This is a genomic window from Marinomonas gallaica (genome assembly GCF_001639745.1).
GTDB classification, from domain to species: domain Bacteria; phylum Pseudomonadota; class Gammaproteobacteria; order Pseudomonadales; family Marinomonadaceae; genus Marinomonas; species Marinomonas gallaica.
Genome location: NZ_LTAX01000025.1, coordinates 1 through 20,370 on the forward strand (window position 1 = coordinate 1; position 20,370 = coordinate 20,370).

A 20,370-nucleotide genomic window follows, 5' to 3' on the forward strand; every position below is an offset into this window, starting at 1 on the left:
AGGACTCGCTCCTTTTAACTTAAATGCCGGTTTGCTTGGTTTGCACATTAAGCATGGCACATAGTTAGGAGGGCGGGGCCATCTCATTTCCTACATGATTTGCAGGCTATAGGTTGAGGGAGATGTCCCAGTCTTTCCAGACGACTTCGCGGCCTTGGGCGCGGATGGCGTTGGCGACGTCGGTAACGCTGCGTTCGTCGCTGACTTCAAATTGCTCAAGAGCCTGTTGGGCGTCGTCGGCGTAGCCACCCGGCTGGGTTTTGGATTCGGCGCTCATGGTGGTAAAGCCCATACGCGCGGCGTGATTTCGAAACTCTGCCGATTCGCGGGTAGAGAGGCTCATTTCTAAGTCTGCATCGAATAAGCGCCATGCGGCGATTAGTTGCACCAGTTCTAGATCGGAGATCACGGACTTGGGCTCGATGCCGCCCGCACAGGGGCGGATGCGTGGGAAGGCGACGCTAAAGCGTGAGCGCCAGTAGCGTTTTTGCAGGTGTCTTAGGTGGTGCGCCATCATCATGGAGTCGGTGCGCCAGTCGTCTAACCCAAGCAATACGCCTAGACCGATTTTATGCACCTTGGCTTGGCCGATGCGATCGGGTGCGTCCAAGCGGTGGTTAAAGTCAGATTTGTTACCGCGAAGGTGATGCTCAAGATAGGTGCTGCGACGGTAGGTTTCTTGGTAGACCAACACGCCATCAAGACCCAGCTCTTTGAGCCGTGCATATTCGTCCGTTTCCAGCGGCTGTACCTCCATGGAGAGCTGACTAAACGCCGGTTTAAACAGCGGCAGCATGCGCTCGAAGTATGGCATGGAGACTTTTTTAGTTTCGCCTGTTACCAGCAAAATATGATCAAAGCCCTTTTGCTTAATCGCCGCGATCTCGCGCTCGATTTGTTGTTCGTTCAGCGTGAGGCGTTTGATCGCGTTGCTCATGGAGAAACCACAGTAGGTGCATTCATTGGCGCAGGTGTTGGACAAATACAGCGGCGCAAACAGGCTAACGATGTTGCCAAAGCGCTGCTGAGTTAAGCGCTCGCTTTGCGCCAGCATCTCATTAAGAAACGGTTTGGCGGCTGGCGATATCAACGCCGCAAAGTCGTTGATATCACGTTGTGGTTTGGCCAATGCTCGGCGCACATCGGCCTCGGTCGCGTCTACATGCTTCGCCGTGGTGGCGTCCCAATTTAGCGATTCTAGTGCTGCGCTAAACTGGCCGTCTACCGCGGGACTTTGGTGTAATACGCGAACGGTGCCACTCATGATAGCTCCTTTAAGAACTCGGTAAAGGGGCTGGAGGCGGCGGCCGTGTGCTGCACTTGCCCTGTGCCCGATTCATAGGCCATGCGCCCTGCTTCGACGGCGAGTTTAAAGGCTTTACCCATGGTTTCAGGTTCGCTTGCCACCGCCATGGCCGTGTTCACCAATACGGCATCGGCCCCGGCTTCCAGCGCTGCGGCCGCATGAGACGGCGCGCCAATACCAGCATCCACGATCACCGGCACGTTGCTCTGCTCAATGATGATGTCGAGAAATGGCTTAGAGGCCAAACCTTGGTTGGATCCTATCGGCGCGCCAAGGGGCATGACACATTGTGCGCCCACTTCTTCTAAGCGTTTGCACAGCACGGGGTCGGCGTGAATGTACGGCATCACCACAAAGCCCAAACGTACCAGCTCTTCAACGGCTTTTAACGTCTCGATCGGGTCGGGCATGAGATAGCGTGGATCGGGGTGGATTTCGACTTTCACCCAGTTGGTGCCTAGGGCTTCTTGTGCCAGTTGTGCGGCGTAGATCGCTTCTTTGGCATCCCGAGCGCCCGAGGTGTTGGGCAGCAATTTGATGCCCAGTTGCTGTAGCGGTTTGAGAATGTTGTCCGACCCGCTTTTGAGATCCATACGGCGCAATGACAGCGTGGTCATGTCGCTGCCGCTGGCGACAATCGAAGCGATCATTTGCTCTTGATTAGCGTATTTGCCCGTGCCCGTGAATAAGCGCGAGCTGAAATCGTGACCTGCTATGGTGAATGACATGTTAACCCCCTGCGATGGATTCAAAGATATCGATACGGTCGTTGTCGTTTAATAAACACTCAGACCACTGACTGCGCGGCACCACTTGTTGATTCACCGCGACGGCCACGCGTTGCTCACTGCTCACGAGCGCATCGATCAGAGCCGATAACTGACGGTGCTCAGATTGCACCAGCTCATCATTCACATACAACTGCATAAGCATCCCCTTCTTTCTTCGTTACGGCGTTTAATAAGCGTCGTGTGGCCGCTTTGGGATCTTCGGCTCGAGTAATGGCGGTCACCAGAGCAATCGCATCCACGCCAGTGGCGTTGACCTTGGGTAAACGCTCGGCGTTGATGCCCCCGATGGCGACGGTGGGATAAGCGCCATCGATCAGCGCCACGTATTGACCTAAACGCGTGACGCCCTGAGGCTGGGAGGGCATGTCTTTGGTCACGGTCGGGAAGATATGACCCAGCGCGATATAGCTGGGCTTGAGGTTGAAAGCACGCATGATTTCAAAGTAACCGTGAGTACTGATCCCTAAGCGCACGCCCGCTTGCTGGATGGCAGTTAAATCCGCCACTTCAATGTCTTCTTGCCCCAAATGCACGCCATAGGCGCCCAGCTCAATCGCCAATTGCCAGTAATCATTGATAAACACCTGCGCGCCGTATTGCTCACCCAAGGCAATGGCCTGCTGCACCTTTTGCTTTAGATCTGGGTCACTCGGGTCTTTAATGCGTAATTGCGCGGTGGTCACCCCTTGCTCGAGCACGAGTGCCAGCCACGCCACGCTGTCCACCACCGGATACAAGGTGAATTGCTCTTTGCGAATCGGACTAAATGCAGCGCCTTCTGGAATCACATGATCGTCGGCAAAACAGGTACGTGGAAACCAAGTGCGATCTTCAGGCCAGCCTGCACCCGCGGCGCATGCTTGTTGCGTTAGCCACGCCAACGCTAAAGTCATCGCATCCAGATGCTCGTAGCCCTGTTCGATAAAGCAGGCCAAGGCGACGGCCAGATCGTTACGATTAACCTTAAGAAGCTTGGGGGCTTCTAGCATGGCAACACGCTGATCCGGCAGCTGTACCGTTACTTGGCTGCCTTGGCAACTGGCCTGATACGCTTGGTTATCGCTGCTAAGGGCACTGACAAAGTGCCAAGTTTCACTCTGAGTTTGTAGCGTTAAGCCCTGCGCCGTTGGCTCGATACGGGCGCTGTCTGTTGTGGCATGACCCACTCGACACCCAAGGTGTCGAGTGCTGTCCAGAACAGATGACTTGAATCCTGCGTCGGTCAACGCGATGGTCTTAATCTCTGTATCGCGCATTTACTGCTCCGTTTCGGCTTCAGCCAGCTTGTCTGTGCTTAACTTATCGGTGGTGAGATACACATCACTGCCCAGCTCTTTAAAATGCTCAGACATCTTCTGCATGCCTGCTTCGGCGGTGACATCGAGCGCTTCGATTTTCTCAAGGCCCGCGGCGTAGTCGCGCACCTCTTGAGTAATCTTCATTGAGCAGAATTTTGGCCCACACATAGAGCAAAAGTGCGCCACTTTGCCTGACGCTTGTGGCAGCGTTTCATCGTGATAGGCACGCGCCGTTTCAGGGTCTAGCGACAAGTTAAACTGATCTTCCCAGCGGAATTCAAAGCGCGCTTTTGATAGCGCATTGTCACGTACTTGCGCGCCGGGGTGACCTTTCGCCAAATCTGCTGCGTGGGCCGCGATTTTGTAGGTGATCAGACCTTGCTTCACGTCTTCTTTGTTGGGTAAGCCAAGGTGCTCTTTAGGCGTCACGTAACACAGCATGGCACAGCCGTACCAACCAATCTGCGCCGCACCGATGCCGGAGGTGATGTGGTCGTAACCTGGAGCGATGTCTTGCGTCAATGGGCCTAAGGTGTAGAACGGCGCTTCGTGACAATGCTCCAATTGTAGATCCATGTTCTCTTTGATCAGCTGCATCGGCACGTGACCGGGGCCTTCGATCATCACCTGTACGTCGTAATCCCACGCAATCTTGGTTAGCTCGCCTAGGGTACGCAGCTCCGACAATTGCGCTTCGTCGTTGGCGTCCATGATGGAGCCTGGGCGCAGGCCGTCCCCTAGCGAAAGGGCCACATCGTAGGCGGCACAGATGTCACAGATCTCTTTGAAACGGGTGTACAAGAAGTTTTCTTCGTGGTGCGCCAGACACCATTTCGCCATAATCGAACCACCGCGTGACACGATACCCGTTAGACGTTTCGCCGTCATGGGCACGTAGCGTAACAATACGCCACAGTGAATCGTGAAGTAGTCAACGCCCTGCTCCGCTTGCTCGATCAGTGTATCGCGAAACACTTCCCAGTTAAGATCTTCAGCGACGCCGTCGACTTTTTCTAAGGCTTGGTAAATCGGTACGGTGCCGATCGGCACTGGCGAGTTACGCAGAATCCATTCGCGCGTTTCATGGATGTTTTTGCCGGTCGATAGATCCATCACGGTGTCGGCACCCCAGCGTGTAGACCATACTAGCTTCTCCACTTCTTCTTCGATCGAAGAGGTCAGCGCCGAATTACCGATGTTGGCGTTGACTTTCACAAGGAAGTTACGACCAATGATCATGGGTTCGGTTTCTGGGTGGTTAATGTTGTTAGGGATGATCGCGCGGCCTTCGGCGACTTCTTTGCGTACAAACTCCGGCGTAATCTGCGTTTGAATATTGGCGCCAAAGCTATGGCCTGGATGTTGTTTTAGTAGCAACTCAGACTTAATCGCTTGCAGGTTTTGGTTCTCACGGATGGCGATGTATTCCATCTCGGGTGTGATGATGCCTTGACGTGCGTAGTGCATTTGCGTCACGCATTGACCCGCTTTGGCTTTACGCACACGTGGCAGGTGTTTGAAGCGTAGCTCGTCCAACTCATCGTTGGCTAAACGCGCTTGAGCGAAGTTTGAACTGACACCTTCTAGGATTTTCGTGTCATTGCGAGCGTCAATCCATGGCTGACGCAGAGCCTTTAGACCCGCGTGTACGTCAATGCTTTCAGCTTGATCACCGTATGGACCCGAAGTGTCGTACACATAGATCGGCTCTTTGAGTTCAAACGTCAGATTGTCTGGGTCTGAGCCAATCGGTGTGTCGCTTAGATTGATTTGGCGCATGGGCACTTGAATAGAGGCGTCTGAACCTTGTACATAGATACGTTGCGACGATGGAAACGGTGTTGCCTGTAAAGATTCAATAAACGCTTTGGCGTCTAGACGGGCTTTTTCGCGTGTTTTTTTATTGGGTTTTGGTGGTGCAATCGACATAAGCAAGTTCCCATTTATAGTGGTTTGGAAAAAATGCTTGTCAGGAGGACACACGCTTCCACGCATGTGCGGTTGTTTTTGGGCCGTCCTTCGCAGGGGGCAAACAACGCTATTTCGGCAGAAAAGAAAAGATGCTTTCTTGTTCCCTTCGCAGGTATTAGCCTGATCAGGTTCTGCGGATCCCGCATCTAAATGCGATCTCAGCCAATTAAGGCACTCCGACAAGTTGAAACGCAAGTATACGCGTTTGGAAGTCGCTGTAAACTCCCAAACGGTGTTCGCTAATTTAGCAGATTAGGATTCGTTCATTACCAGCGCTTGTTTATACAAGGCATTTTTCTTCTCGCCTGTGATTTCTGCGGCTAAAGCTGCGGCTTGTTTCACTGGCAATTCTTTTAGCAATATCGTGAGTACTTTAAGGGCTTCAGTATTGCCTTCTTGCTCGGCAGGAAGTGACACCATCATGACGAATTCACCACGGGTTTGGTTGCTATCGTCTTCTAAAATTTGCTTAATCTCAGAAACCGAACCAGACAAGAATGTCTCGAATGTTTTCGTTAATTCACGTGCCAAGGCAACTTGTACTGTGTCGCCCCAAACCGTATTCAGGTCTTCTAAGCAGTCTAAAATGCGGTGTGTCGATTCATAGAATACTACGGTACCGAGGCTGGGTACCCAACTGGACATCTCATCACGACGCGATTTGCTTTTGGCCGGTAAAAAGCCAACAAAACTAAAACGGTCGGTGGGTAACCCCGATGCACACAACGCCGTGATTAGTGCCGATGCGCCCGGGACCGGCACAATGCGATGCCCCTCTTGACGTAAAAAATGAACTACATGATACCCTGGATCAGAAATCAGCGGCGTACCCGCGTCGGAGATCAAAGCGACGTTTTTACCTTCGTCTAATAACGATGCAATGTACGCGGCTTTGTCTCGCTCATTGTGGTCGTGCAAAGCAAATAATCGAGTCTCAATACCAAAATGATTCATCAATCGTTTGCTGTGTCGAGTGTCTTCCGCCGCTATAAAGTCAACTTCTTGTAAAACTCGTTTCGCACGATCCGTAAAATCATCCAGATTGCCAATTGGGGTCGCTACAATGTAGAAGGTTCCTCTCACATCATTATCAGACTGTGTTACCATGTTTCCTCTTTATCGGCTTAAGTATTGCGTACATATGAGTTTGTTTAGATCCCGTATCATACCATTATCCTTAGTCACATTGTCTCTTATTGGCTGTGGAGCCATGGAAACTTCCACATCCAATCAAAGCCCTGTGATTGCACAACAAATGCAGCAAGGTGATCTTCTTGATTACGAGTTTGCTATGGCTCAGGCTAAACAACAGTCTAGCCCTGAACAGTCCGCGCCATTTTATCTCGCTGCCGCAAAAGCCTTAGTGAGAGATGAGCAATATCTACAAGCTCGTATGATCCTTGAAGCGCATGTTATTAACCTCGATACGCCATCGAAATTTGGCGGTTTACTTGAGTTAAGCACAGTCGCTATTGCGCTTGAAGTGCCCATGTTAGCAGTGCAGGTACTGAGTCAAGCGGGTCAAATGCCCATCGCGCAACGGCCAGAGAACAATATTAAGCTGTTACAGCATCATGCCGCGGTCATGTCTTCTTTAGACAGTTGGCCAAGTGCTGTAAGAGACTATATGCAGCTTACTTTGATGCTGCCTGTTGAACAGCAAGAAGCCAATCGTCAACAACTTTGGCTAGCCATTCAAAACCTTACCGACAATGAAGTTTCTTACTTAGAAAGCAGCCCTATTCCGCTACTCGATGGCTGGCTTCAAGTGTCAAAAATCTTACGCGAGCAAGCACAGACGGTTGACCAGCAAGTACAAGCTTTCCACATCTGGCAAGCTCAGAACCCAGGCCATCCTGCGTCAATGAACCCGCCATTAGATTTCCAGATCATGGCATCACTTGAGCAGCACATGCCAACCTCTGTTGCCATCATGCTACCGATGAGCAAAGAATTAAAAACCGCATCTGACGCGATTTTAGATGGTATTTTACAACAATATTATTCCAACACATCGGTGCAACCGGACCTGCGTATCATCGATACGGATTCTTTTACTACCTTCACAGAAGCGTATCAAGCAGCCTTAGCAAGTGGTGCAGAAACTATTTTAGGACCTTTGCGAAAGCAGAACGTTGCTCAACTTCCTAACCTGGTTACAGATGTGCCAACTATTGCACTGAACCAACTTGAAAGTAATACGATCGTAGCAAACTTATATCATTTTTCTTTGAACGTAAGAGACGATATTCGTGAATTGATGACGTTTGCCAAGAAAGAAGGCGCTCAAAACTCTGCTGTTTTGTCTATGCAGCCAACTTGGGCTTTACGCCAAAGCGATCAATTCCGCGAGATTGCCAACGAGCTTAACATACCCGTACTAAACGCCATCTCTTATGAGAATACCCCTACGGGTCGTGCCTCAGCGGTTAAACAGTTACTCCAAGTGGACGAAAGTGAAGCGCGTATTCACAAAATTCGTCAATGGACAAAGCAAGATGTTGAGTCAACACCTCGAGCACGCCAAGATTTGGATTATGTATACTACGTTGGCAAGCTTGACGATGCGAAACAGATACGCCCTCTGCTAAACTTCTATTTTGCCGAAGATATTCCGTTATTAGCGTCGCAAACGATCCACGACAAAGCACCAAACTCCACCACTAAAAGTGAAGACATTGAACGCATCATTTTTACGGAGCTACCTGCAGTCCTAGATACATCTAGCAAAACCGGGGATACGCCGTTTGTTCTGCAACGGTTGACCGCGTTGGGAAATGACAGCTATTTACTTGCTAAGAGATTAGCTTTGTTTACCAATGTAAAATCAGCAAGAGTATCCGCTAGAACAGGGATCATTACGCTAGATGACGACGGAATCTTCAATCGACGACCAAATATAGTGACGTATAAGCAGGGAGAGCTTATCGATGCTAAAGAAAGTTATTTCGCCCAGAAAAAAGAACTCTGATGGAGAAAATGCAGAGCGATTAGCCGAACAGTTCTTGGTCTCTCAAGGTTATGTTGCTATCGCTCGAAATTTCCATTCGCGTGTTGGTGAGGTCGATTTGATTATGCAACATCGATCTACCTATGTATTCGTTGAAGTTCGCTACAGGGCCAACGCCACACGAGGCAGTGCTAGCGAAAGCATCACAGCCGCAAAATATCGCCGAATTCTGAAAACCGCAGAATATTGGTTAATGAAAAACAATCTGCAGCATAGCCAATACCAAATTGATGTAATTGCCATAGATGGCCTTTTAGATTTACATCATATTGATTGGCTACAAGCAGTGTAGACACAGTAGTTGTTATGGATTATCAAGAAGCCATTTATACCCAATTCGCACAAAGCTTTGAGTCTCAACAGTATGCTCTGGAAACATTACCCGCTCACATAGAGCATGCCGCTATTGTGTTATTTAATAGCATTGCAAATGGCGGTAAGGTCGTTGCCGTTGGGAATGGAACAGGCTCATTTATTTCACAATACTTTAGCACGCTGTTGTTAGACCGCATGGATCGTGAACGTCCAGGTCTACCTGCAATTTCTCTAACCAGCAATGGCAACGCTCTACTCGCGATCACTCATAACGACAGTTACCACGATGTGTTTTCAAAGCAGATTACAGCACTGGGTAATCCTGGTGACGTGTTGTTTGTGGTAGCAAATAAAGGCAATACGTCGCCGATTATTCAAGCAATTCAGGCAGCACACGAACGTAAGATGAGCATTGTTGCATTGACTACTCCGGACGCTAAGAATGTCTCATCACTCACATCACGGGATGATACGGAAATAAAAATCAATCTAACGGGAACGGCACGCGTACAAGAGGTACAAACAACTGTCGTTCACGCACTGGTAGATCTTTTGGAACGACAGCTATTTGGTTACGATGACTAAGGCGCTATTTCACAACTTTTAGTGTGAAGCCTTTTTTTGGCGGCTCTGGCGGCGTTGGTTCTGGCTCTGGAGTCTCATCACCAAATTCCTCTGGCGGAAAGGCCAACCCATCCCCATTTTCTTTCGCATAAATCGCTTCAGCGGCGGCCATCGGCACAAACACCTGCATTGGCTTTCCACTAAAACGCGCTTCAAACGAAACACCGGCTTTATCAATATGCAAATGACGCACAGCACTCATACTGATGTTTAAGACAATTTGACCGTCTTTCACAAACTCAAGCGGTACAACCGCCCCTTCATATTCAGCATTTACCAATAGGTAAGGCGTCATCTCGTTGTCTGCAATCCACTCATAGGTTGCATTCAATAAATAAGAACGCTTTGGAATCATTACTTGCACTCCAGATAAAATAAAAGGGGCAATATGCCCCTTTTGTTATTCGTAATTAACCTTAATCAAGGCGCATTTCTTGTTCAGCTTCAGAAAGGCTTTCTTTGAACGATTCACGTTCAAATACTAGATCCATGTATTTGTACAAACCAGGCGCTTGAGATTTTTCAATATCAACACCCAGTATTGGCAAACGCCATAATACTGGAGCAAGACAGCAATCAACAATAGTGAATTCTTCACTCATGAAGTAAGGCTTTTCTTCAAAAATTGGTGATACGCTTACTAAGCTCTCACGCAATTCTTTCTGGGCTGTTTCAACTGTTTCACGGTCTTTACTTGTCAATATTGTATCAACTAATACCGCCCAGTCACGCTGAATACGGTACATGTAAAGACGGCTTTCGGCACGTGCAACTGGATAAACCGGTAGCAATGGTGGATGCGGAAAACGCTCATCCAAGTATTCCATCATTACGTTTGGCTCATACAAAACAAGTTCTCGGTCAACCAGCGCCGGCAACTCGTTGTAAGGGTTAATATCCGCCAATTCCTCTGGCTTGTTGAAAGGATCAACATCAATAATATCTACGGTTACCGCTTTTTCAGCCAACACAATACGTACGCGATGGCTGTAGTGATCTTCTCCATCAGAGAAGAACGTCATTGAAGAGCGCTTTGCAATAACACCCATGTATAACCCCTATTCAATAAACAACGAAAACCCCATGAAGGGGTTAACTTAACAAACTATTGTGTAAATGTCCCTCCATTGGAGGGACATTTCGAGCAAAACTCAGCTGTTCATTAGTGAATTTCACGCCAATATTCTTTGTTCAATAGGTATGCGAATATACCAAACAGAACAATGAATAGTAACACTTTTATGCCTAATGATTCAGCCTGTAGACGGCTTGGCTCACCCATATATACTAAGAAATTTGTAACGTCGTAAGCAACTTGGTCAAATTCCTCTTCGGACAATTGCCCTTCAGTCTTTTGAACCACAACGTTACATTGCTCTTCAGTTAAGATATCACCTGTAAGTGTATCAAATTTTGGCTTGCCATGCTCATCCAAAGATGGTGCTTGTGCGCACGTCATGTGACGCACACCTTGTAGATGCTCAAGTACGTTCGGCATCCCCACACTCGGGAAGATCGTATTATTCACTCCCCATGGACGAGTCTCATCTTCATAGAACGATTTCAGGTATGTGTATACCCAATCATGGCCGCGCAGACGCGCCTCAAGCGTTAGATCTGGAGGTGTCGCACCAAACCAGTTCTTGGCATTGTCGGCATCCATTGAATTCGTCATCAATTCGCCAATCTTCTTACCAGATGGCAGAAGGTTTTGCTCAAAGATATCTGCTGGAATACCTAAATCTGTCGCGGCACGTTCATAACGGGCGTAACCCATTTCGTGACAACCGGCACAATAGTTAGTGAAAACCTGCATACCGCGCTGTAGAGACGCTTTGTCATGCAAATCTGGAGCCATATGCTCTAAGTGAACCGCAGAACCACCAGATGCGAAAGTCATCGCTGACGCAAACACTAGCGCCACTGTTGCGAACATCTTTTTCATCATTACACCCTCTCCGGAACTGGTTTAGTACTTTCCCATTTTGTATAGAAAGGCATCAAAATGAAGTATAAGAAGTACACTAGTGATGCAATTTGCGCGATCTTAGTACGGCTCTCAGTTGATGGCAGCACACCTAATACACCCAAAGTCACGAAACTAATACAGAACAAGATTAGGGCAACTTTACTCATCCACCCTTTATAAAGCATCGATTTAACCGGGCTACGATCCAACCAAGGCAACACAAACAGAATGGCAATTGCACCGCCCATTGCAACTACGCCCCAGAACTTAGCATCCAGACCAAATAGCGGGTACGTTACCGCACGCAAAATGGCATAGAACGGCGTAAAGTACCAAACAGGCGCAATATGCGCAGGTGTCTTCAACGCGTTAGCCGCTTCAAAGTTAGGCTTCTCAAGGAAATAGCCACCCATTTCAGGGAAGAAGAAAATTACACCACAGAAGACAAATAAGAACACTGCCACACCCACAATGTCATGCACTGTATAGAAAGGGTGGAATGGAATACCATCTAAAGGAATGCCGTTTTCATCTTTATGCTTCTTGATATCAACACCTTTAGGGTTGTTTGACCCCACATGATGAAGTGCTAACAAGTGCAATACAACCAAAGCAACCAGCACCAAAGGCAAGGCAATGACATGCAAAGAGAAGAAACGGTTCAATGTGATACCTGAGATCAAGTAATCACCACGGACCCATTGCGCTAGGTCGGGACCAATCACTGGAATGGCACTGAACAAAGAAATAATTACCTGAGCACCCCAGTAAGACATCTGCCCCCATGGTAACAAGTAACCCATGAACGCCTCAGCCATTAACGCTAGGTAAATCGCCATGCCAAACAACCACACTAATTCACGCGGTTTTTGGTAAGAACCATACAAAAGGCCGCGGAACATATGCAGATACACAACCACGAAGAACGCTGACGCACCAGTTGAATGCATGTAACGAATTAACCAACCATATTCTACATCACGCATGATGTATTCTACCGAAGCAAACGCGCCTTCAGCCGATGGGTTATAACTCATCGTCAACCAAACACCCGTAAGCAGTTGATTAACCAATACCAGCAAAGACAACACACCAAACAAATAGAGAACGTTTAGGTTCTTAGGTGCGTAGTATTTGCTCATGTGCTTTTCGAAGGCTTGAGTCACTGGAAGACGAGCATCCACCCACGCCATGAAGTTTTTCATAACAGCCATTACGCGTTACCTCCAGTATCGACACCAACTTCAATGACCGCATCACTAAGGAAACGGTGCGGCGGCACAACAAGGTTAGTTGGCGCAGGGACTCCTTTGTAAACTCGGCCTGCAAGATCAAAACGGGAACCATGACATGGGCATAAAAAACCACCCAACCAGTTCTCCCCAAGATCTTCAGGGGCAACTTCTGGTCGATAGGTAGGAGAACAACCAAGATGGGTACAAATACCTAACAAAACGGCGAACTCAGGATTGATTGAGCGATATTCGTTTTGCGCGTACTCTGGCTGTTGCTCAACAGCAGATACTGGATCCGCTAATTGGTCATTTAATTTGGACAGATCTGCAACTGTTTCCTTAGAACGACGAACAACCCATACAGGCTGACCACGCCACTCCACGATCATTTGCTGACCAACTTCTAATTTACTAATATCGGCCTTCACCGGTGCACCAGCCGCTTTCGCTTTGGCACTTGGATTCCATGAGGCAACAAAAGGCGTTGCAATCCCTACTGCACCCACTGCGCCAATCGCGCTGGTTGCACCCAGTAGAAATCGACGACGGCCTTCATTCACGCCGCTTTGACTCATTATGGTTCTCTCCCACCAATTTACTGTCAACGAGTTCAAACCCATAAAAACAATAAGGATTTGAATGCTTTAAAGGATGGTATGGGAAAGGCATTTTGTAGACAAGGCAACATTTTTGCACAATCACAAAACACTGATTTGAGACATAAAAAAACGCCTGCTATGCAGGCGTTTTGAAAATACGAAGCGTAGTAGAAATTAACGCTTAGAGAACTGAGGACGACGACGAGCTTTACGTAGACCGACTTTCTTACGCTCAACTTTACGAGAGTCACGCGTAACGAAACCAGCAGCACGAAGGCTGCGACGTAGTGTCTCATCGTATTGCATTAGCGCACGAGTAATACCGTGACGGATAGCACCGGCTTGACCAGAAATACCACCACCGCTTACAGTAACGTATACGTCGAATTTTTCAGTTGCATCAACTAGTTCTAGTGGCTGACGAACAACCATGCAAGAAGTTTCGCGACCGAAGTATTGCTCTAGAGAACGGTTATTGATAACTAGGTTACCAGAACCCGCTTTAAGAAATACACGAGCAGTAGACGTTTTACGACGACCTGTTCCGTAGTATTGAGTAGCTGACATATTGACCTTCCCGTATTAGATGTTAAGTTCTTGTGGCTGTTGAGCTGTGTGCGGGTGATCTGTACCAGCATACACTTTCATTTTCTTGTGCATTGCACGGCCTAGAGGACCTTTAGGCAACATACCTTTAACAGCGATTTCAAGAACGCGTTCTGGAGCGTGATCAATCAACTTCTCAAAGCTCATAGAACGTAGGCCACCTGGGTAACCAGTATGACGGTAGTAGTTCTTATCAGCAGCTTTGTTACCAGTTACACGTACTTTCTCAGCGTTGATTACAACAATGTAGTCGCCAGTATCAACGTGAGGAGTGTATTCTGCTTTATGCTTACCGCGTAGGCGACGAGCAATTTCTGTAGCCAAACGACCAAGAGTTTTGCCTTCAGCATCAACCACGAACCAGTCGCGGCGTACTTCAGCAGGTTTTGCAGTAAAAGTTTTCATTAAAAAACCCTTTATCATTTACATGCGAGTGCGCATGTCAATACCTATTATTATTGGTTATGAAGTCACAAAATGATTTCATAACGTACACATACTCAATTTCAGAGCGCGCGAATTATAACCAAAGACACGGTAAAACTAAAGCATTTTAATAAAAAAATTACGGTCGATGCTCTAGTGACAGGTATTCTTCAGACTGCATTTCGAGCAGTCGACTTACCGTTCGATCGTATTCAAATGCCAACCGCGTCCCTTTATAAATATCAGCAATGCCGACCTCAGAAGAGATAATGACTTTTACGTGACGATCGTAAAATTCATCAATCAAATTGATAAAGCGGCGCGCCATATCATCGCGAGACGAATCAAACTGCGGCAAATCAGAAATAATGATCGTTGAGTATTGCTTCGCAATTTCAATGTAATCTACCTGACTACGCGGACCATCACACAACGCTTTAATATCAAACCAAGCAACATCATCATAACTTCGCAAGAGAGGGATCATTCGCCCTTCGATCTCAACGCCCCCACCTTCATCAACATTATTACGATTCACTACCAAACTCAAAAAACGCTCAGATAATGCGTTTTGCGATTCTTCTGACAAAGGAAAATGATACAACTTTGCTTGCTTCAATGTGCGTAAGCGGTAGTCCACACCACCATCAACATTCATTACCTTAGTATGCTTATTGACAAGATCAATGGCAGGTAAGAAGCGTGCGCGCTGCAAACCGTTTTTATAAAGGCCATCAGGCTCAATGTTAGACGTCGCAATCAACACTGTACCGTTGATAAACAACTGCTCTAAAAGACCAGCCAAAATCATCGCATCGGTAATATCCGTTACAAAAAATTCATCAAAACATAACACCTGAGCCTTTTCAGAAATTTGCTTACCAACAATTTCCAGCGGATTTTTAGTATCATTTAGCTTACGCAGCTCTTGATGAACCATCTGCATAAAACGATGAAAATGTAAGCGCATTTTGCGCTCTATCGGTAGACACTCATAGAAGGTGTCCATCAAATACGTTTTACCTCGGCCAACGCCACCCCAAAAGTACAAACCTTGCTCAACTTTAATCTCTGGTTGCTTTTTCTTAAAAAAACCAAACAGAGATTTCTGTGGTTTAACGACACTTGATCCATTTGCGACAATACGCTCATACAAATCTTGTAGGGCCTGCACAGCTTCCTCTTGCGCTGGATCATAATTAAAGTCTGGACGCTCTAAGTCTTCCTGATATTTCGATAACGGGGTCATTGTCTGGGAATACACCATTGCATGTTAGATTGCGACATCTTACCAAATTGATACAGAAACCTCACTATTCCCTATATTTCCTATGGTGTATTTCCGTTATAATTATCGGAGCTGTTTTTGGGAGTAAACCATGGAACTAGAAGTATTCGATATTATCGTCTTTGTTACAGGCATCATTATTGGTTTTGCTGGCGCATTGATTTTCCGCTCACTTAGCAAAAAAGGCTCGAGCGATAAACACCGCTCTGCCGGCGCAACCATTGAAGCTTTGCAGCAAGAACTAGAACGACGCCAAGTATTGGCTGATGATCATTTTTTACAGCTGCATGCGCACATCTCTGCTGCAGAGAAAAAGTTAGCTGACGCTCGTAAAGCCGTACTAGAAGGCGCTTCATCATTGGCGACCGTTGAACTAGAAAAACCGGAAGAGACTAAAGAGACCGATTCGGACTCAGAGTTCACCACTGCGCCACCGCGAGATTACGCTGCCAAAGAATCTAGCGATGAGGGCACACTTAGTGAAAGCTATGGCCTGCACCGCAACGCCTCTGAAGAACCAAGCCGCGCTATTTAATTAAAGTTTTGTTGCTAACAGCTAAATCTATACCCATAAAAAAGCCTGCTTTAAGCAGGCTTTTTTATGTTAAGCAGGATTTGGAATATCAATAAATTCGCAGTCAACCCCCCACTCCTCTTGAATGTATCCAGCTAATGCACGTGGACCAAAACATTCTGTCGCATGATGACCTGCAGCACAAAAATGAATACCTTCTTCACGGGCTGTATGAATCGTTTTTTCCGACACCTCTCCAGTGATAAAGACATCCGCATTCGCTGCCAAAGCTTTATCTATATACCCCTGAGCACCGCCAGTACACAACGCCACCTCAGTAATTAGATCCTCAGAGACCGCTTCAAACAAAACCTCACGCCCTACAGCGGTTTCAATTTTCGCCTTAAAATCAGCTGGAGAGACGCCCTCATGAATTCGGCCAACAACGCCAATGCTTTCCTCCAATGGCTTTTCCTTCTCAAGAGGCCTCAACTCCATCAACCCAAGCGCACGCGCCAAACCGGCATTATTGCCTGCCAGTAAGCTCGCATCCATTGGCAAATGATAACCAAACAAATTAATATCATTTTTTATCAAGGCAGAAATACGGCGATACTTCATACCAACAATTTCTTCACTTTCGCCTTTCCAGAAGTAACCATGATGAACAATAATGGCATCGGCTTGCTTCTCAATTGCAGCCTCAATTAAGGCCATAGAGGCCGTTACACCCGTTACAATCTTGTTAATCTCTTGTTTGCCTTCCACTTGTAAACCATTAGGCGCATAATCCTTAAAGACTCGCGGCCGATAGAGTGCCGTCAACTTTCTTTCAAGCTCTGTTCTATTCATGAAAACTCCTAATGCATTAAATATCTTAACAAACCGTAATAGCTTCGTCTGGGGGCTATTAGGCTTGTGGCTTGGCACTATTCTATTATTTATTCAGCATTTTCAAAATGAAGGCTCGCAAAATTTTGCCAATGCTGCTGCAAAAACCGCCAATTCAGTGGTAAATATTTACACTTTCTCCAATCAAGATTCACCCTTCGATCACACCAGTAAGCAAAAAATCACCAATCTTGGCTCAGGCGTTATTATCACCAATGATGGCTATATCTTAACGAACCATCATGTTATCCAAGGTGCCAGCACTGTGATTGTCTCATTAAACGATCAACGACAGACAAGAGCACGACTTATTGGAAGTGATCCTGCGACAGATCTAGCCGTATTAAAGGTTGAGCTAAGTGATCTAACCCCAATTCATTTGGGAAACAGCGATCGCATTCGTGTCGGGGATCAGATTCTCGCCATAGGCAATCCATTTGGCATCGGCCAAACCGTCACTGCGGGTATCATCAGTGCAAAAGGTCGTGACAGCATAGGCCTTAACACCTATGAGAACTTTATTCAGACAGATGCGGCCATCAATCCTGGCAACTCCGGTGGCGCCTTAGTAGATCTAAAGGGCAAACTTGTTGGCATTAGCTCAGCAATATATTCAAGCTCCGGTGGCTCACAAGGCATAGGCTTCGCTACTCCCATCAATGACGCCATCAGCATTATGCAATCCATCATCAAGCATGGCAGTGTCGTTCGAGGCTACCTTGGCTTACAAGTACAAGAAAACAATACTCAAGTCGCTATTGCGCTAAATTTACCTACTGCAGAAGGACTCATTGTCACAAGCGCTGTTCCAGAAGGCCCGGCAGACAAAGCCGGACTACGCGCTAGAGATATTTTGATTGCTATCGACGATCATACCGACCTCAGTGCACACAACGCACAGCAGCTAGTTTCAAGCTTAACACCCGGCAAACGCGTTACAATTAAAGGTATCCGAGGTACGCAAAGCTTTATAACGAAAGCCTTGGTAGAGAAACTGCCTGCGATGCAGGCAGTTGAATAATCTATTACTGATTAAGGTTCGCTAAACTTGTTTCAATATTGCTTCCAGCAATTCGATTTGCCACTAAAGCCAAATAGGGACTTAAGAAGCCAGCATCCAATTCACCTTCAATGACCCATTGCAGCTGAGTTTGACCCGTATTTGAAGTCGTAATCATTAGCGAATTTGGGATTGGCTGTGTTTTCTGATTTGGCTGAACAGTAAACTCAATTGAGTTACTGGAAACCGAATCAATCACTATTGAACCCTGTTTCGTTGTCTCACCATCATAAACAATCAAATAACGATCACCTGAGGCTAATGCTTGAGAACCCTCTTTAACCACTAAGTGCCCTGATTCAATATGCATCCATTCAACCCATTCAGCGGGGTTATATAAACGTTCTTGCAGCAGATCATATTTGGCACTGGAAACAGTAACGTTCCGTTCAATTCGATAGTCAGCAGGCAGAAAAAAACCCACAGCAACGGCCACTAATATAATGACAGCTGCAATGCGGGTTATATATCGCAGTGACACAAGCGCTTGTGTTGGCTGCACCGATTCTACCCCTTAGGCTTTATCGATCATACGGAACTCAGCGGAAAGAGCGTGCGCCTCAAGTGACTCGCCACGAGCCAACGGAGAGGCAATTTTCGCCATTTCACTAGCACCTTCATGTGAACAGAAGATGATTGAGCTACGTTTTTGGAAATCATAAACGCCTAATGGCGAAGAGAAACGTGCTGTACCTGATGTTGGTAGAACATGATTTGGACCTGCACAGTAATCCCCTAACGCTTCTGGCGTATAACGACCCATAAAGATCGCACCAGCGTGTCGAATTTTACCGACCCATTCTTCTGGGTTTGCAATAGACAATTCCAAATGTTCTGCAGCGACGATGTTAGCCACTTCTACCGCTTCTTCCATCGATTCAACATGGATCAAAGCACCACGGCCTTCCAAAGAGGTTTTTATGATCTCTTGGCGCGACATGTCATCAATCTGACGCTCCATCGAGGCTTTTACTTTCTCAATAAAAGCAGCATCTGTGCTGATCAGGATAGATTGCGCATCTTCGTCATGTTCAGCTTGCGAAAACAAGTCCATGGCAATCCAATCTGGATTAGACTCACCATCACTTACCACAAGAATTTCAGATGGACCGGCAATCATATCAATACCAACAGCACCAAAAACCATGCGTTTAGCAGTTGCCACATAAATATTGCCAGGACCTACAATCTTATCAACTTTTGGTACCGTTTCCGTGCCGTAAGCCAATGCGGCAACAGCTTGCGCACCGCCCACAGTAATCACACGATCAACCCCTGCCACATGCGCAGCGGTTAACACGATATCATTTACTTCACCGTCCGGTGTCGGTACGACCATGACGATCTCACCCACTCCAGCAACTTTTGCCGGCATAACGTTCATCAAGACGGAAGACGGGTACGCTGCTTTACCGCCAGGTACGTAAACACCCACACGATCTAACGGCGTAATTTGCTGACCCAATATCGTGCCGTCTGCTTCTTCGTATTGCCATGAAGGCTGAACTTGACGCTCGTGGTAGCTCTTAACACGCTCAGCGGCCTGCTTTAACGCATCTACAATTTTGCTATCAACACGCTCAGCCGCTTGCGCCAACTCATCGGCTTCAATGACAAGCTCTGCTGCACAAGAAACCGTTCGACGGTCAAACTTATTCGTCAACTCAATCAATGCCGCGTCCCCCTCAAGGCGAACACGGTTGACAATCTCTTCGACACTTTTCTGAACTCGCGTATCGGAGACACTTTCCCATGACAGCAATTGTTCTAGGTCTTTACGGAAATTTGCATCTTTTGATGAGAACTGTCTGATATTTAATTGCATAACTTATACCTCAGCAGACACTGCACCGTTCAACATATCTAGAATAGGCTGAATGTGCTCATACTTGGTTTTGTAAGCAGCTTTGTTCACTACAAGACGCGTACTGATATCAGCAATCAAGTCTCGAGCCTCAAGGCCATTTGCACGCAGTGTATTACCAGTATCGACGATATCAACGATCAAATCTGCTAGCCCCATTATCGGTGCCAACTCCATTGCGCCATAAAGCTTTATGACATCCGCCTGAATACCTTGCTCAGCAAAATACGCTTTTGCCGTTTTGGTAAATTTAGACGCAACCTTCAAACGGCGGTTAGGTAATTCTTGGCCCTGAACACCTGCCGTCATCAAACGGCACTTGGAAATCTTCAAATCCAAAAGTTCATATAGGTTGCTAGTATTCGCTTCCATCAACACATCTTTACCCGCAACACCAAAGTCCGCTACACCATGCTCAACGTAAGTTGGCACATCTGTTGCTCGCAGGATCACAAGTTTAATATGCTCATGATTAGTGTCGAAAATAAGCTTACGGCTTTTGCTAATATCTTCCAGAGGAAAAATATTCGCTTTCTCAAGCAGAGGAAGCGTTTCTTTTAAAATGCGCCCTTTCGATAGCGCTATCGTTAAGGTTTCGCTCAT

At 47.0% G+C, this 20,370-nt stretch carries 23 protein-coding genes and 1 riboswitch; of the genes, 5 read left to right on the forward strand and 18 right to left on the reverse strand.

The genetic code is table 11. From position 1 onward, the window contains the following. Nucleotides 1-106: 106 nt before the first annotated feature. The 6 genes from thiH to rsmI all read right to left on the reverse strand — a co-directional run bounded on the left by thiH (nt 107) and on the right by rsmI (nt 6,473). Nucleotides 107-1,264 carry a 2-iminoacetate synthase ThiH gene (gene thiH / locus AYW76_RS16475; RefSeq protein WP_067223194.1) on the reverse strand — a complete coding sequence of 386 codons (1,158 nt, stop codon included), beginning with the start codon at nt 1,262-1,264 and terminating at the stop codon, nt 107-109. Beyond that, nucleotides 1,261-2,034: a thiazole synthase gene (locus AYW76_RS16480; RefSeq protein ID WP_067223197.1), complete on the reverse strand. Its 774-nt coding sequence runs from the start codon at nt 2,032-2,034 to the stop codon at nt 1,261-1,263. Before AYW76_RS16480 ends, thiH begins: the two co-directional genes overlap by 4 nt. Nucleotide 2,035: 1 nt before the next feature. Next, nucleotides 2,036-2,233 carry a sulfur carrier protein ThiS gene (gene thiS / locus AYW76_RS16485; RefSeq protein ID WP_067223200.1) on the reverse strand — a complete coding sequence of 66 codons (198 nt, stop codon included), beginning with the start codon at nt 2,231-2,233 and terminating at the stop codon, nt 2,036-2,038. Then, nucleotides 2,214-3,353: a thiamine phosphate synthase gene (thiE, locus tag AYW76_RS16490; protein WP_067223203.1), complete on the reverse strand. Its 1,140-nt coding sequence runs from the start codon at nt 3,351-3,353 to the stop codon at nt 2,214-2,216. The genes thiS and thiE overlap by 20 nt, the downstream gene beginning before the upstream one ends. Further along, nucleotides 3,354-5,324, reverse strand: a complete 1,971-nt coding sequence (gene thiC / locus AYW76_RS16495; RefSeq protein WP_067223206.1) for a phosphomethylpyrimidine synthase ThiC — start codon at nt 5,322-5,324, stop codon at nt 3,354-3,356. It abuts the gene before it with no gap. Nucleotides 5,325-5,450: 126 nt separating this feature from the next. Then, a riboswitch (TPP riboswitch) is annotated at nt 5,451-5,555 on the reverse strand. Between the two features lie 63 nt (nt 5,556-5,618). Continuing rightward, complete coding sequence (rsmI, locus tag AYW76_RS16500) at nt 5,619-6,473, reverse strand: 16S rRNA (cytidine(1402)-2'-O)-methyltransferase (protein ID WP_067223210.1); 855 nt, start codon at nt 6,471-6,473, stop codon at nt 5,619-5,621. Nucleotides 6,474-6,576: 103 nt separating this feature from the next. Between rsmI and AYW76_RS16505 the strand changes: the two genes are divergently transcribed. Genes AYW76_RS16505 through AYW76_RS16515 form a run of 3 tightly spaced genes read left to right on the forward strand, consistent with a single transcriptional unit; the run spans nt 6,577 to nt 9,276 of the window. Next, complete coding sequence (locus AYW76_RS16505; protein WP_197467846.1) at nt 6,577-8,337, forward strand: penicillin-binding protein activator; 1,761 nt, start codon at nt 6,577-6,579, stop codon at nt 8,335-8,337. Further along, nucleotides 8,297-8,668: a YraN family protein gene (locus tag AYW76_RS16510; protein WP_067223216.1), complete on the forward strand. Its 372-nt coding sequence runs from the start codon at nt 8,297-8,299 to the stop codon at nt 8,666-8,668. Before AYW76_RS16505 ends, AYW76_RS16510 begins: the two co-directional genes overlap by 41 nt. A 14-nt stretch (nt 8,669-8,682) precedes the next feature. After that, the gene (locus AYW76_RS16515; protein WP_067037575.1) at nt 8,683-9,276 is read left to right on the forward strand and encodes an SIS domain-containing protein; all 594 of its coding nucleotides are present in this window, start codon (nt 8,683-8,685) and stop codon (nt 9,274-9,276) included. Between the two features lie 4 nt (nt 9,277-9,280). Here the strand turns inward: AYW76_RS16515 and AYW76_RS16520 are convergent, their stop codons facing one another. The 8 genes from AYW76_RS16520 to zapE form a co-directional block, all read right to left on the reverse strand. Next, entirely contained in the window at nt 9,281-9,670 is a 390-nt protein-coding gene (locus AYW76_RS16520; protein WP_067037573.1) for a ClpXP protease specificity-enhancing factor, read from the reverse strand. Nucleotides 9,671-9,731: 61 nt separating this feature from the next. Further along, on the reverse strand, nt 9,732-10,364 hold the full coding sequence (locus tag AYW76_RS16525) for a glutathione S-transferase N-terminal domain-containing protein (RefSeq protein WP_067037571.1): 633 nt from the start codon (nt 10,362-10,364) through the stop codon (nt 9,732-9,734). Between the two features lie 113 nt (nt 10,365-10,477). Continuing rightward, nucleotides 10,478-11,263, reverse strand: a complete 786-nt coding sequence (locus AYW76_RS16530) for a cytochrome c1 (protein WP_211564834.1) — start codon at nt 11,261-11,263, stop codon at nt 10,478-10,480. Next, complete coding sequence (locus AYW76_RS16535; protein WP_231872640.1) at nt 11,263-12,498, reverse strand: cytochrome b; 1,236 nt, start codon at nt 12,496-12,498, stop codon at nt 11,263-11,265. The genes AYW76_RS16530 and AYW76_RS16535 overlap by 1 nt, the downstream gene beginning before the upstream one ends. Further along, entirely contained in the window at nt 12,498-13,094 is a 597-nt protein-coding gene (petA, locus tag AYW76_RS16540; RefSeq protein ID WP_067037568.1) for a ubiquinol-cytochrome c reductase iron-sulfur subunit, read from the reverse strand. The genes AYW76_RS16535 and petA overlap by 1 nt, the downstream gene beginning before the upstream one ends. Before the next feature lie 198 nt (nt 13,095-13,292). Further along, complete coding sequence (rpsI, locus tag AYW76_RS16545) at nt 13,293-13,685, reverse strand: 30S ribosomal protein S9 (RefSeq protein WP_067037566.1); 393 nt, start codon at nt 13,683-13,685, stop codon at nt 13,293-13,295. Nucleotides 13,686-13,700: 15 nt separating this feature from the next. After that, entirely contained in the window at nt 13,701-14,129 is a 429-nt protein-coding gene (rplM, locus tag AYW76_RS16550) for a 50S ribosomal protein L13 (RefSeq protein ID WP_067037564.1), read from the reverse strand. Nucleotides 14,130-14,289: 160 nt separating this feature from the next. Continuing rightward, entirely contained in the window at nt 14,290-15,399 is a 1,110-nt protein-coding gene (gene zapE / locus AYW76_RS16555) for a cell division protein ZapE (protein WP_067037562.1), read from the reverse strand. A gap of 130 nt (nt 15,400-15,529) precedes the next feature. Here zapE and AYW76_RS16560 point away from each other — a divergent pair, with 130 nt between their 5' ends. Then, on the forward strand, nt 15,530-15,973 hold the full coding sequence (locus AYW76_RS16560; RefSeq protein ID WP_067037559.1) for a DUF1043 family protein: 444 nt from the start codon (nt 15,530-15,532) through the stop codon (nt 15,971-15,973). Between the two features lie 69 nt (nt 15,974-16,042). Here AYW76_RS16560 and AYW76_RS16565 read toward each other — a convergent pair whose 3' ends face one another. Continuing rightward, nucleotides 16,043-16,804, reverse strand: a complete 762-nt coding sequence (locus tag AYW76_RS16565; protein ID WP_067223219.1) for a Nif3-like dinuclear metal center hexameric protein — start codon at nt 16,802-16,804, stop codon at nt 16,043-16,045. On the opposite strand from AYW76_RS16565, the gene AYW76_RS16570 reads away from it, so the two are divergent. After that, the gene (locus AYW76_RS16570; protein ID WP_082866281.1) at nt 16,803-17,864 is read left to right on the forward strand and encodes a S1C family serine protease; all 1,062 of its coding nucleotides are present in this window, start codon (nt 16,803-16,805) and stop codon (nt 17,862-17,864) included. The genes AYW76_RS16565 and AYW76_RS16570 overlap by 2 nt on opposite strands. A 4-nt stretch (nt 17,865-17,868) precedes the next feature. On the opposite strand, the gene AYW76_RS16575 is transcribed toward AYW76_RS16570, so the two are convergent. The 3 genes from AYW76_RS16575 to hisG are packed head-to-tail and all read right to left on the reverse strand — an operon-like array spanning nt 17,869 to nt 20,370. Continuing rightward, complete coding sequence (locus AYW76_RS16575; RefSeq protein WP_067223222.1) at nt 17,869-18,405, reverse strand: SRPBCC family protein; 537 nt, start codon at nt 18,403-18,405, stop codon at nt 17,869-17,871. A 12-nt stretch (nt 18,406-18,417) separates the two neighbouring features. Next, nucleotides 18,418-19,728 carry a histidinol dehydrogenase gene (gene hisD / locus AYW76_RS16580; protein WP_067223225.1) on the reverse strand — a complete coding sequence of 437 codons (1,311 nt, stop codon included), beginning with the start codon at nt 19,726-19,728 and terminating at the stop codon, nt 18,418-18,420. 3 nt (nt 19,729-19,731) lie between these two features. Further along, entirely contained in the window at nt 19,732-20,370 is a 639-nt protein-coding gene (gene hisG / locus AYW76_RS16585; protein WP_067037548.1) for an ATP phosphoribosyltransferase, read from the reverse strand.